The 13,579-nt window shown below is 43.2% G+C and carries 9 protein-coding genes; 4 read left to right on the top strand and 5 right to left on the bottom strand.

Annotated elements, in window-relative coordinates:
• Positions 1-251 precede the first annotated feature (251 nt).
• Positions 252-4,295 (bottom strand): T9SS type A sorting domain-containing protein, encoded by a 4,044-nt coding sequence (locus H6571_14710; protein ID MCB9324989.1) that lies wholly within the window; start codon positions 4,293-4,295, stop codon positions 252-254.
• Between the two features lie 188 nt (positions 4,296-4,483).
• Here H6571_14710 and H6571_14705 point away from each other — a divergent pair, with 188 nt between their 5' ends.
• The 4 genes from H6571_14705 (at position 4,484) to H6571_14690 (ending at position 8,571) form a co-directional block, all read left to right on the top strand.
• Positions 4,484-5,986 carry a hypothetical protein gene (locus H6571_14705; protein ID MCB9324988.1) on the top strand — a complete coding sequence of 501 codons (1,503 nt, stop codon included), beginning with the start codon at positions 4,484-4,486 and terminating at the stop codon, positions 5,984-5,986.
• Between the two features lie 494 nt (positions 5,987-6,480).
• Complete coding sequence (locus H6571_14700; protein MCB9324987.1) at positions 6,481-7,209, top strand: DUF429 domain-containing protein; 729 nt, start codon at positions 6,481-6,483, stop codon at positions 7,207-7,209.
• A gap of 161 nt (positions 7,210-7,370) precedes the next feature.
• Positions 7,371-7,781 (top strand): DUF2177 family protein, encoded by a 411-nt coding sequence (locus tag H6571_14695; GenBank protein MCB9324986.1) that lies wholly within the window; start codon positions 7,371-7,373, stop codon positions 7,779-7,781.
• 1 nt (position 7,782) lies between these two features.
• On the top strand, positions 7,783-8,571 hold the full coding sequence (locus H6571_14690; GenBank protein MCB9324985.1) for a DUF1295 domain-containing protein: 789 nt from the start codon (positions 7,783-7,785) through the stop codon (positions 8,569-8,571).
• Between the two features lie 58 nt (positions 8,572-8,629).
• On the opposite strand, the gene H6571_14685 is transcribed toward H6571_14690, so the two are convergent.
• The 4 genes from H6571_14685 to H6571_14670 all read right to left on the bottom strand — a co-directional run bounded on the left by H6571_14685 (position 8,630) and on the right by H6571_14670 (position 13,575).
• Positions 8,630-9,109 carry a hypothetical protein gene (locus H6571_14685; protein MCB9324984.1) on the bottom strand — a complete coding sequence of 160 codons (480 nt, stop codon included), beginning with the start codon at positions 9,107-9,109 and terminating at the stop codon, positions 8,630-8,632.
• A gap of 162 nt (positions 9,110-9,271) precedes the next feature.
• Entirely contained in the window at positions 9,272-9,547 is a 276-nt protein-coding gene (locus tag H6571_14680) for a hypothetical protein (GenBank protein MCB9324983.1), read from the bottom strand.
• Positions 9,548-9,599: 52 nt separating this feature from the next.
• Positions 9,600-11,084, bottom strand: coding sequence for a tail fiber domain-containing protein (locus H6571_14675; GenBank protein MCB9324982.1), 1,485 nt, complete (start codon positions 11,082-11,084; stop codon positions 9,600-9,602).
• A gap of 64 nt (positions 11,085-11,148) precedes the next feature.
• A complete protein-coding gene (locus H6571_14670; GenBank protein MCB9324981.1) occupies positions 11,149-13,575 on the bottom strand; it encodes a DUF1566 domain-containing protein in 2,427 nt (808 codons plus the stop codon).
• Between the last annotated feature and the right edge of the window lie 4 nt (positions 13,576-13,579).

Genomic DNA, 13,579 nt, shown 5'->3' with positions numbered 1-13,579 from the left:
TCTCAGGTAATCCCCGGTTTGACTAAGCTTTTTTAAACGCAAGGCGCGCAAGGGGGTTCGCAAAGTGCGCCAGGAGGAATGAAAAAAGGGAGAGATTTTTCTCATCCCGTTTTCATCAATCGTATTCCGTTACCATTGAATCCGTTGTGTTCCTTGCGTAACCCTGGCGGACTTTGCATTTAAACCTTACCCTTTATCCCAACATTCATTCACTATTCACCATTAACAAGATGCATTGCAAATGGAACCCATTACATTTTGACAAACCTACCCACTTGTCGCTTTCCATCGCTTTCTATTATCTCAATATAATACAATCCGGCAGTGAGCCCGGACACATCAATTTCCTCCTTACGGGTGTCAACGATCCGATCCTCTAATAACGCTCCATGCACATTAAAAAGTTTGAGGCGAAAATTCCCATCCAACCCACTTTCGATGATTAATCTGTCGCCTACCGGGTTAGGATAAATACTCACTTTTTCAACCACAAATTCTTCCTCTTCCAAAGCGGTAATGCCCGGCCAGGAAATATGAACCCTTGGGCTTTCCAGTTCGGCGGTACTGATCCATTTCTGTCTCAAAAAGGCTGAAATACCTTTCATCTCTTCATCGGTGAGCGCATGATCGTAAAACAGCATTTCGCCGACCTTGCCTTCCCAGTGCGTATCGGTATAAAAAATATCCGCAAATGAAGGCGTGGTAAATACGGAACCCAATACGCAAAATTTCATGGGGTTGGCGGTTGTCAGCGGGTTCACCACTTTCCCGTTCAGATAGGTGGTTCCGTTCAGTGTAGTGGCAGGAGCGTTGTTGGAAAAAAGTTGAGAGGCATCGGCATGTCGTGGAATATTGACGGAAAGGCCCTCCATGGGCGCAGTGCCGCCCCATGACAAGGCATTTTCTTCATAGGCCATCAACACCGTCTGGTAATTATTCTGGGCGTTTTGGAGACGCTGTAGCCACAAGGTCGCCCAATCGGCAATACCCAATCCATTTTGATGATTGGAGCGATAAGCAAACCAGTTGTCCGGAGCCCAGTTATTGCCCGTTGGGAAATACCAGTCGAGAATGGAACTGGTACCCGGAGCCGGATCATCGATCATGCCGTCGCCATTAAGATCAGCAGCATCCATCCTCAGCAACAAACCGGGAACAGTTGCCGGATCTACCGGATCGGGATACTGAACCGCACTTCTGGCTGCCACGTAATACTCGCCCGCTTCCATACCCGGCTCAAAAGTAGTTCCTGTTTGAACGGGCGTTCCGCAATTATCTGCATCATACCATAAATACTCCGCATCGGGCAATGGATCCACGATGGAATAAATACCCTCTTCCGGACCTTGCACTACTGGTATTTCCGGCATGGTTACCGCAAATCCTCTCCGGTTGCTGCTCCATTGACCGGTGCCGGCAGGAGCGGTCGTCACGTAATAGTTGCCTTCCGAAGGCGGCGTAAACGAACCTCCCATTCCCAACAAAGCAGTTCCTGTTTCATCAGACAACCAAAAATAATCCATTTCCATATCCGGATTTTCTATCCTCACACCACATTGACCGTCTGGCACGACCGTAAGTCCACTTGCAGTAAAACTTTCAAAGGCCGCCATACCGACCTCTGCATCTTTACAGGCAGAGGAGGCATCGGCCACCTCATAACGGTAATCTCCGGGGGCAAGATCGGTACGAGTGAAATGACCGTCAAATTCGGGTTTATAGTCAAAAGGTCCAGAAGGATCGGTGCCAATGAATTCAAGTTCCTGCAGCTGTATCTGGTTTTCCCCGGCACTCGACATCACAAAAAGCCGACAAAATTTATAAGCCAGGGGTGTCCCGATGGTAAACACCCTGCGTTGAAAACGATTGGGAAAATCTTCATTGGTCCGTGTATCCAGTACGGACCAGGTATTTCCATCATCAGAGCCCTCCAGGCGCCAGTCTTTAGGGTCACGCTCGGGCACATCATCGGCCGATGTAATGGCGTAATGTACAATAGTAGTCGGTTCTGGAAATTCGTATCCCACCCAGGCATCGTTGCTTACGGCATGGAGCCATTTGGTCCCCAGGTTATCGTCAAAAGCATTTTCGGGCAGATGTCCCCAGGTAGTTCCGCTGGCGATGATATTGTCCGGATGATCATCGGTACGATCTCCCGTCAGCCGATCGAACCACTTGATCAGGTATGCCGGTGTCCCGCCTTCGACCTGAACATAAATGGTTCCGGTATTCCGTTCCAGTTCGGAAGGAAAATATTGATGGGAAACGGTCATATTTTCAGCAGCGGATACCAGGCTAAAGGATTTGGTGACCGAACAGCCGTTAACGGTTGCCGTAACGGAATAATCTCCGTCAGGCACACTGGTAAGGGTAAGCCCGGTGGCTCCTGTGGACCATTGAATATCCAGTTCTCCGGGATCGTAATGAACGGATTCTAGCGACACTTCCCAACCGCCGTCATGCACGGAACAGACTTTCAGGTCCAGCACTTCATCCTGTTCCAGCTGGACTTTCCGTTCAATGGAACAACCATTGGCATCCACGATGGTAAAATCACTGGTGCCCGGGGCAAGTCCTGTGGCGGGATTGGACACCTGGACGCCGTCCAGCCAGAATTCATATGGCGCGAGCCCTCCAGTAACCGAAAAGTCGGCAAGGCCATTCTCTTCTCCGGTACAATCAGCATTGACGGCTGAAACGGTGGCATTCATATTGTAAACATTGACAGCTGACTGGTCAATGGTCCACACGAACTCACGGTAAGGTTTTGGGTAGGTCTCGTCGAATTTTTCATCGTAACGCACCAGATCAGTGGTGTCAGTTACCGCAAACACGAGTTTATAATCGGCGCATGGCCCAAAGGTCACCTCAATGGAGGTGGTGCCTTCGGCGATCCGTTTTCCATTGAGGAACCATTCGTATTTTTGAGTATTAGGTTCCGGGGCTACCACGTCTGCTGAAAAGGTGATGGTCTGGTTTCCTGTTACGGTCAGTTCGGGATTAGACGGTTGCGGATTTTCTATGACGTTGACATATTTGTATAAAAAGCAGATCACCCTTTGCACACATGGCGCACAGAGATCCTGTCCGTACCCTTCCCCAAAACCGCCGGCGCCCATATAACAGCCTTTGGCTGTGGGGCGATGACAACCAAAATAGTTGGTGAGCCCTCCTTCAAAAGCCCCGATCACATTTTCATAGGCTCCGTTGTAAGGCGTCGGTAAAGGCGTCGCATCGTCGATCCATTTTCGCCAGGGGATTTCATCTTTTAGGGTAAAGCCGGTCGTATTGGCTGTCTCAAAACACTGGTTGCCGGACCATTCTCCACTGGAAGTATATTCATCCAACAAACCCGGCATGGTATGGCCGAATTCATGCAGCAAGGTTTCATAATCGGTTCCGTACATTTTTCCATCACCCACTCTTGCCTCCCGGTTCAGGCCGGCACCACCACCTCCTCCATATTTTGAAGTAGAAAACCAGGTGACCCAACCCGTTTCATCATTGGCCCAAGGGAGAAATATTTCATTCCTAAGTTGCTGGATGATGTTGAAACTCCACCAGGTATGATCGCCCGGCGCATCGGGCCACCAGGCGGCATAAAGGTTGAAAAAGTTTTTATACTGTGCGTAAGGCATCTTTGCCCCCGGATCATTGAAATCAAAAGAAGGAAGAAAATTCAGCTCCAACCGACTGCGTAATTCCTGGGCATTGGTAAAATTGTCGTTTGGATTGGCAGACGTACGATTTTGGATTACAAAGTTGATCCGGTTGTCTTTGGGGCCCGAGTACAATAAGGTATCAAACGATTGAACATCGACAATACCCTCCAGCGTTATACAAGAACCGTCATCTACGGTTGCCAAAGGATCGTAATTGAAAGCATTGGGATCCGTACATCCCAAAATTTCAGGGATACAGTCGGTTGCATTGATCCCAAAATAAAATACCTGACCGGTTCCAATATCAAGGCCAAAATTTTCTGACGAGTTCTCCCATTCCAAATGGACAGAACCTCCGTTCCAGCCATCGCCGTAACTGTCGCTGGCGGTAAACACATAACAACCATCCATCAGGCAAACCACTTCCTGAGTAGTAGTGGCATTCTGTTCTCCCTGGAATTGAGTAATCAACAAACCATTACTATCATGTAGTTGCCAGCTCATTTCATCGGCATACTCCCCGGTTGTGGAAGTAATGGTCACTTCATTGAAATCACATTGGCTGAAAGCATGTGGTGTCAAAAACAGGAAAAGGAAAAAAATGGAAAGTGATGTTGTGATACGGGTTGTCATTGATATACAGGTTGTTGAATAAAAACAAATATAGGTATAATGGCTCGAAATATTTCGTTTAGAAATGGCGATGAACATTTACGAGCTCCACAAAAAATAATCAATAATATCGTCAATAACAGGAATATTTGTTGCTGAAAGAGTATTTTACAGTTTAGTTTCACCGTTGGCAATACAAACCAGGAATCATGAGATTAAATGAACAGGAATACAACCAATACATTCGCATTCACCCAAAATTAATTTATTTCGCCGGCAAAAAACTGGCTCTTTTTCCAAAAAATACCACTCTTGAAAAATTCCTTGGGTGGTCAGTGGAAAAAAAATACCCCATTAGAGAGGCATTATACGAAAACCTTCATTTGCTGGATGAATTTATCCATGAATTTTCAAAGGAGCTCTCAAAGGAAGATATTGAACTCATTCAGCAGTTCAAGCATTTTACCAAAGGAACTTTTGTCGTCGTAAAATTGACTTCTGAACATGCCATTTTTATGGATGACCAGTTTGCCTATGAGGTTTTGGCCTTGAGTGATCCGTTTGAAATGTTTTGGGGAAATAATTTACCGGTAATGGTGGAAGCTGTATTGCTGCCTTTTAAGGACAAAATTATATACGACGGAATAATTTCTTCCTATCCTATCCTCATTGGTCCTGGAATGAAAGAATCAATCATGCATGATTTCAACAGGATTGTTGCTCAAAATGGCGTTATTTCACAGCTGCCTGTGGATGAAAAAATAAAAGCTCATGCTCACATTGATCCCGAGGAATCGGAAATACCAACGGACGAAGAACTTGATTTTTTCCAGGAAGAATTAGAGGCATTCATGGCGTTTGAAAATCGTCAACCCATGCCTGAAATTGACAATCTTTCGCCCCAGGACATGCACCACATTTTATACCAGCCTTTCGAGGATGTTTCTCCCATCCAATGGAAAGTGCCTGTCGACAAAAACGTTTTTACCCAGGAAGTGCCCTTTTTTAAACTGATAACCGCCTACTTGAAAATGGTTGAGGAAGCCGGGCAGATGAAGCTGACTCCTAAAGGCAATTTACAGGTAAAAACATGCAAGGACCTCTACGCATTAGGCATTATTAATGAAGGCCATATCGAAAAAGGTACTGTAAAATTGAACAAAGAATCTGACAGTATAGTGCTCCAAACTGTCCGCATCATCGCAGACCTGGCCGGCATCACAAAAAAGCGGCATGGTAAGGTTTCGCTGACGGCCAAAGGCAAAAAATTACTGGACAAACCGGACTTGCTTTTTAGAGCCATTTTCCAGACCTACTATCAAAAATTTAATTGGGAATATCACGACTTATACGAGGACAACGGGCATATTCAGAATACTTTCGGGTATCTGCTCTATCTGTTACTCCAATATGGCAAAGAAGAAAGAAACTTGCAGTTTTATGTCGAAAAATACCTTTTGGCGTTCCCCTTTATTTTAGAGGCTATCGAACCCCGTAGCTTATACCATTCGGCGGAAAAATATACTCAAAATTGTATCCATACAAGAGTCTTTTCACGATTTTTAAACTGGTTCGGGTTTATAGAGGAACGAACCACAGGAAAAAAATTCTTTGACATAGAATATTTCATCAGGACCAGCGACACCTTCCGAAAAATAATGGAGCTGGATGCTTCAAAATTTCAATTTGAAAGGCCTGAAGGTTACGCCTGATTTTTCTTTGGGTCTTCGGTTGACCACACATATTTTCATCAGGAATAAAGGTAAAACCGAGGATTTCCGATACCTGTAATGGCGCAAAGACTGGGGCAAATCCTTTTTCATACGGTCTTATCTGCAGGTTTACCTGCTTCAGGCATTACTGCTGCTGGTGATCATCACCCCCGTGAGTTTCACACATGGAATGCAATGACATAACGTACCAACGGTCGGGAGGGTTATTTACTTTAATGTCCTATCGAACATTTTATCCTGAAAGGATTAAATATGAATAACCACGGGTATAATCAGTTTATTTTCAATAAAATATAAAAGAACCCCGAAGTGGGTTCAACCCTTGATTCGCATAAATACTCAAGGAAAAGAGTTTGTTTCATGGACGGTCAATTACCTTTGACCTTTCTTAACTACCTCCGGAAATATTTTTTTTCCTGACAGGTAAAGGGGACGATAAAGTCTTCAAAATCGTTAAACAATAAAAGAATAAAATGGCTATTGCAGGGGTGGATGGATGCAAAAAAGGCTGGCTGATGATCAAATACGATAATGATCGTTATACTTATGCCGTCCACGAAAATTTTACCGGGTTGATCGGTGCTCACTCCGACCTCCAAAGAATCTTTATCGATATTCCCATCGGATTGAGTTCTGATGATTTTATCAGGACTGTTGAAAGTTCATTACGGAAGGAGTTGCCGGGAAGGCAATCAACCGTTTTTAATCCGCCTTGCCGGGAAGCTTTAAAATTTACAGATTATGAGTCTGCCAAATCAATAAACCAAAAAACAGAAGGTAAGAGCCTATCCATTCAATCCTTTTTTATCAGCAGCAAAATAAAAGAGGTCGACGACTTTCTTTTGAAAGGCAACAGGCAATTGGAGATTTATGAAAGCCATCCCGAACTTTGTTTCAAATATTTAAACCCACCTCAACAGGTTTTGCTCACTAAAAAATCAAAAAACGAAGGCATAAAGGATCGATTGGCTATTCTGGAAAAATACGATCCTGAAATTTCTCCCCTTTACCATGATATCCTGGGGAACACCCAAAGGAAGGATGTAAAAAAGGATGACATCGTGGATGCTATTTGTTTGTGTCTGGCAAACAGGTTGGCAGGGCCTGCAGGCTTATCTTTCATCAAGGATAAACAAGCCAGAGATGACGCAGGGATTGATATAAAAATTGCTTATTATAAACTACCTTTGACCAGGAAATAACGTGGTTACACGTGGGGTGATTAATTAATTTAAACCATCCCTGTATCCTGACGCAGGACGGTGGGGGATACCGCTTCCTTCTACCCACAAACTATTATGAAAAACCGGGTGTTCGAGAATCTTTGATTTCGCATAGTTTTCTTTTAAAATTCAGCATTGCCATGGAAAACATTACCAAAATCATGTTAAGTTACCTGCTAACAGCCATCGTATTCTTCGCTGTAGATATGCTTTGGTTGGGGCTCATCGCCAAAGACTTGTATCAAAAACATTTGGGCAATTTTTTGTCGGATAAAGTCAACTGGACAGCCGCCATTATTTTCTACCTGTTGTTCATCATCGGTATTTCCATTTTTGCCATTTACCCGGCGGTGCAAAAAGAGTCCCTCGGCCAGGCCATCTTGCTGGGCGCTTTGTTTGGCTTTTTCACCTATGCCACTTATGATCTGACCAATCTCGCCACACTGAAAGACTGGCCGATCAAAATCGTTTTTATCGATATTACCTGGGGCGCCGTGCTTACTGCAGTGGTCAGTGTCGCGGGATTTTACATCGTAAAAATGGTTCATTGAAATGGTTGAAATAATGTTACAATCCGCTCTACTGATCTTCATTTACGCTACCCTGTGGTTCGTGATCTCCATTATCATCAAAAGGAATGATGTGGCCGATATCGCCTGGGGACTAGGGTATATTCTGCTGTGCGGTTTTTATTTTTTCACCCGAGAACCTACTTCCAGGGCACTGTTATTATACAGTCTGATATTCCTTTGGGGCGTCAGGCTGGCCATCCATATTTTCATTAGAAACAAAGGCAAAACGGAAGATTTTCGATACCTGCAATGGCGCAAAGACTGGGGCAAATCTTTTTTCATTAGGTCTTACCTGCAGGTTTACCTGCTTCAGGGGTTTCTGCTGCTGGTGATCATGGCTCCGGTAATGATTGTGGCTACGCATTCTCAACCGGAATTAAACCTGCTCGACTATATCGGCATAGGGTTGTGGATTATCGGTTTTTATTTCGAAGCCATCGGCGATGCCCAATTGGTCCGGTTTAAAAAAGACCCTTTGAACAAGGGAAAGATCATTCAATCCGGCCTTTGGCAATACACCCGCCATCCCAATTATTTTGGAGAAGTGGTGTTGTGGTGGGGCATAGGGTTGATCGCCCTGAATTCGCCATGGGGTACCTTTGGCCTCATGGGTCCATTGATGATCACCTTGCTCATTCTTTTCGTTTCAGGGGTACCTATGATGGAAAAGAAATACGAAGGCCATGCGGATTATGAAGCCTATAAAAAGCGGACGAGCAGGTTTATTCCGTTCATGAGGAGAGATCCAGAAAAAAGAACACAGGATTAGAATCCTCCATAGGGTCGGTTATTAAATCTCATAGCACTGCTTATCCTTTTATGAGCCTTTAAAAGTTATTGCGTGTAAGAATCCCGGCAAAATCATTACCGGCAATAGGTATTTTGGATTCTTCAAAATTTACGAATTCAGCATTAATCAAGGACAACACTTCATCATAAGAATCGTTTTTGTAACCCTTATAGTTCTTAGAGAAAGTTTTCAAATTAACTTTCACTTGGCCTTCTGCTGATGCAATTTTTAATGCATCATTAATTGCCGGATGAGCTATATAGAAGGTATCTAAAATTTCTATGGCTAAGGTTTGCTTTAACCATAGGTCATTCAACGGTTTAGTCCATTTCGGTTCTTTCTCTTTTAAAAGATATGCACTCAAGCAATTTGGATTTTGATCTGAAAGTTTTTCATAAAGTGTTAGAAGCGGAGAGAAGCCCTCTTTATCGGTCCCAACTATGGCAATTTTTTGCGAAATTTGTATCGTTTCAGCTGTGTATCGTTCCTTTAAATATTTTTCTAAATCGGTCATCATTTTTATTTTTAAAGTGAGTGAATAGCTAAAAGTTCCCCCCGGAGTCCTTAGCCAGGAAAAAAGTAGCTATAGTTTTATCCCTAAGTAAACATTGAGGGTAAACAACCAGGAGTCATCTAAAAGGCTAAATTCGGATGACTCCTGCTCTACTAAGAAACCTGATTAAAGTATAGCCCTCCTTAGATTCCCACCGTTAATTTGGTCATTTTCTTCAGGTAATAGAACAGTTATCATTACGAATTTGTCATCCAATTCATTTGTGTTTAAATAAACATTACTGCCATCGAACTCAAACCCAATATTAAATACCTCGTTAAGCCTGCTAATGATCTGACCTATGGCTAGCCCTGGGGAGTAGGTATCAACCGTTAGATTTAACTGAGGGGAATCTATTAATTGTCGTAAGGTAAAACTTGTTTCAACTCTTACTTTTGCCATGATAATAATTTTATAAGATTAAAAATATAATTCTTCGTTGTGCCAAAACGGCTTATTCTTTCCCAAAAATTGCACTGGAATTCACAGCCGTCTTGTCCTGCATCATCGCCTGCAACTGCGCCACACTCGCTTTCAACTCATCCATGCTTTCCAATTGTTTTTCCAGTTCCGCGACACGCGCCGTGAGTGCCTGGTTTTCGGCTTGCAACTGCTCCGTTTGTTTGGCCAGCTCCTGGGTAGCGGAGACGTTGAGCATGGAAATGGCATCGTAATCGACACTTAAAAGGTCGTCCACTTGTTTTCCATAGACAAAAATGGATTCCATATTATCGAGTTCGGTAGTGGATTGGACTACAAACTCCTTGGGGGATATAACCCTGATTACTTCTGCTATTACACTGCTGTTGCCAGGATAACATTTCAAATCAAGCTTATCATTTACAGCCAAATGATGTTCTTTTGCCACTACCAACTGGTATTCACCTGTGGTGATCTTATCGAAGGAAATGGATGGCTGAAATACGCTGGGAATAAAACCTTGTGTCGCCTGTTGAACTGCTATTGGATAGACCTCTTCGAGCTGCTGGGCAATGACTTTTTTATAGCTTCTGTTGTCGGCAATATCATCGATCATTTCGTAATTGACAATTTCTATGGCCTTCAGGCTTTGCAGGTCTTTTAGTGTTGAGGTTAGGCTGATGTTCTTTTTTATTCGGATATCCGAGGTCGTAAAAAGTCCCGTTTTTGTAATAATATCCCCTTCGGCTAAAATACTTATTTTTCTGTATTCTCTGTTTTTAACATAAACCCTTTTCCACATATCCCCCCCTGAATTTTTAAATATTAAACCAGCTAACTCACTACCATAAACTGCCGCGGGTCCGGCAACATGCAATTGTGCTTCCTGGGGGGTAAATACCGTAAATCCGATACTAACAAGATTGTCTGGATTAATAAACAATGCTGGTGTATCGTCTTTGCTGGCCTTTTCGCCACCCCAGATTCCCAGACCTCTAGTTGCTCCTCCTATTCTTGCAATACCTGCGTGAGAAAAAGTAATGATAGGATCACCATTATGGATATCCAATTTAATCTTGTTGCTCATGTTAAATCCACTGGCAAATACAGGGCCATTGACGTTAAGTTTGTATCCCCCAGGGTCAGTCGTCCCTATACCTACATTGCCAGTGAAAGTCGTACTCCCTGATGCCGTTAATTTGCCAGTGAAAGACGAACTCCCTGATGCAATTAATTCACCAGTGAAAGTCGTACTCCCTGATGCCGTTAATTTGCCAGTGAAAGTTGAACTCCCTGATGCCGTTAAGTCTTCCTTAAAAGTCGCACTTTTGTTTACAATCAAAGGGCCATCAAAAGTGGAAGTTTTATTGACTTCCAATGGGAAATTGATTTGTACTTTATTTTCGTCAATAAGTAATGGCTGTGCTAGCAGCCACTGGCTGCTTCCCAAAAAGAGTAATAAGAAAAGGAATGTAACAAAAGAGGTGTTTAGGTTATTTTTTTTAATAGTATTTTTCATTGTATTCATTTTTTATTCTTTTAAAAAAGTATTTTTCTATTAAAATTTGACCACCAGGCATTTTTTAAAATGACCTAACCGGGCGAACGTGATGAGAGATCCTATCTTTATCATCAGTATACTCCTGAGCACCATTTGCAAAATTTTGTTTCATGACACGTCCTCCAGACACCTCCGAGCTCCAATATTCTTCAGGAACAAAATTTCCAAGGTTGGCCTTAAATAAATTTTCATATATCAGGTTCAGCTCCTCTTTAGAGGGCATTCGCCAATCGGTGTATCCATCATAATTCAAAGTATTACAAATGCCCATTCCAGCTAACCAATTGGTTTTAGTCCAAACTTCCGGGACTGCTACCAAACCATGTCCATCCCCGGTTAAGTGGACTATAATGCCTCCTGCGTATGAATCTCCAATTGAAAGCGATTTCTTCTTTACCTTCCAATTCCCGATATTACACGTCAGCTTAGCACCGCTTTCAACGCTGAAGCCGGGTTTGAAGGAAATAGATTTTCCGGCATAAAGGATCGTATTGTTAGGGCTTTTATGAACTACTGCTCCGACCTCAATGGCATTGATGGTACGATACACTTTTTGGTCTTCAGGAACAGAAGTGATCGACAAGGTCGTTACATCCCCCACAAATGATACCGGTTGAACGAGGGCTACGAAATTATCATTGCCAATGACCAGGTTGCCATCAGGTGCCAATAACAGGCGGTTGCCAGTTAAATTAGCATCATTCAGCTCATTCAACGGAGTTGTTTTTACTGTGCCATCACCCTTATTGTAAATCGTCAAATCAGCAGCTTTACCGGTTGTATTGAGTACATAAACATTTCCGTTTTTATCCGCAGCAAGCGTACTGGCCGGGTTCAGGGAAGTGCCTCCTACTGAAACAAGGTTCATTATTGCTAAATCAAGCTTCATCAGGGCTCCATTTTGGATAAAATAAGCGTTTCCGTTTGTGATGACCGGCTGAGAAAAACATTCGCTTGACTTACCACAACCATCATAGGTTTTCACCAGATTACCGTCAATATTGAAAACGGTCAATTGCTTTCCTGTTCTGAACCCATCAAGCACCACGACCTTTCCCGTTTTTACATCCACAGCAGGAACCGGGATTTTTGTTTCGTCACCTTCAATCTTAATTGAAAATATTTCTTCTGAACTTTTAAGGACTGTCCCATCCCTGGTGTCCAGCACCACAAGTTTGTTATCATCCCCAAAAACAACATAAGCCTTCTGCTCATCTTTACTGAGTGCCAGGCTTCCGAAATGATGATTTTTTAAATTTGTAAGTGGAGCATATTTCCATTTGATCTTAAAATCAGGGGTGTAGGCATAGAGCCCTCCTTTAGTAGACAAGTATAAACTGCCGTCAATGCCCACCACCGGCGTGGCAGTGACCGGTTCTGTGGTAAAGCGTTTTTTTTCTTCGAAGTTGTTTTCTAAATCCAACTCGACCAATGTAGTAGCCGCTTTACCAAGAATACAATAGAGTTGTTTCTTTGGACCCACCACAGGTTGGTGTTTTACAATATCACTCAATCTTGGGCTTTCAGGGTTTAAGCGTTCCCCGGTTGAAGTCAAAGCATAACGATGCAAATAGTTGCCTTCGACATTACCATTACCAGTACCTGTCTGTTGAACGGCACAAATCAATTGACCATCATAGATGACAGGATTTACCTTTGTGTAAGAAAATTGATTCGTGCCTTCAATGATTTTCCTGGCTTTTACCAAATCCGGTGTGACATTAGATGCCCAGGTTTGCTGGCCACTGTGCTGGGGGTCTTGTTTCATTTGTGCCCAATTACCCAGCGCCAAATGGGAGTCTATGGAGTATTCAATGATCAATTTGGGCTGATAGGCATACCCATCTTCCTGCGCTGTTCGTGCAGCGTAATATTCGTAATCTTCCTTACTTGCAGCCAGCAGCAGTGAAATCAGACCACGGGCAGCCATTTTGGAATTGATAATCGGATCTTTGATATTGAACTTAAAATCTGTGCCTGAATCCCGTTGCTTTGGGCTTACGTCCTTGAGCCCAATCGCCTTTCTTTTTCCTATAGGGATGTTATCTCCACTGTCGGGCCGTGTTTCCCAACTGAAGTCACTCCAAACCTTCTGAGCATCAAGGGGATAAACCTTAACCGATTGGGTTTTAGAACCCACTGCTTCCTTTAAATAAATCCGCAGCGTTAACGATTTGATTTGAGCATGGTTCGGCATATTACCCAGGTTGAATTGCAGGTAGCTCAGGTTTTCATAACTAACACTTCCATTCTTTTCTTCTCCTTTTATGAATAATCCATCGTAATCTTTTTGAGATACCTTGTCCGGTGCTGGCTTGGACACGGTGACCTCTTTATCTGACAATAAGGTCATCACTTTCACATCCTGAGCCTCTAAGGTAGAAAGGCTGAGCAGCAAAAAAAGGAGGATAAAAGAACGAATCTGACCAGATTTTTTAAATATTTTCATATTG

The organism is Lewinellaceae bacterium, assembly GCA_020636105.1.
Classification (GTDB): domain Bacteria; phylum Bacteroidota; class Bacteroidia; order Chitinophagales; family Saprospiraceae; genus BCD1.
Note: the sequence above shows the minus strand (reverse complement) of the source record. Positions and strands in the feature narration are given on the sequence as shown.

What these genes read in the sequence shown, in the direction of transcription:
- H6571_14710 (MCB9324989.1), bottom strand. Translation starts at nt 4,295, where the DNA reads ATGACAACCCGTATCACAACATCACTTTCCATTTTTTTCCTTTTCCTG.
- H6571_14705 (MCB9324988.1), top strand. Translation starts at nt 4,484, where the DNA reads ATGAGATTAAATGAACAGGAATACAACCAATACATTCGCATTCACCCA.
- H6571_14700 (MCB9324987.1), top strand. Translation starts at nt 6,481, where the DNA reads ATGGCTATTGCAGGGGTGGATGGATGCAAAAAAGGCTGGCTGATGATC.
- H6571_14695 (MCB9324986.1), top strand. Translation starts at nt 7,371, where the DNA reads ATGGAAAACATTACCAAAATCATGTTAAGTTACCTGCTAACAGCCATC.
- H6571_14690 (MCB9324985.1), top strand. Translation starts at nt 7,783, where the DNA reads ATGGTTGAAATAATGTTACAATCCGCTCTACTGATCTTCATTTACGCT.
- H6571_14685 (MCB9324984.1), bottom strand. Translation starts at nt 9,109, where the DNA reads ATGATGACCGATTTAGAAAAATATTTAAAGGAACGATACACAGCTGAA.
- H6571_14680 (MCB9324983.1), bottom strand. Translation starts at nt 9,547, where the DNA reads ATGGCAAAAGTAAGAGTTGAAACAAGTTTTACCTTACGACAATTAATA.
- H6571_14675 (MCB9324982.1), bottom strand. Translation starts at nt 11,084, where the DNA reads ATGAAAAATACTATTAAAAAAAATAACCTAAACACCTCTTTTGTTACA.
- H6571_14670 (MCB9324981.1), bottom strand. Translation starts at nt 13,575, where the DNA reads ATGAAAATATTTAAAAAATCTGGTCAGATTCGTTCTTTTATCCTCCTT.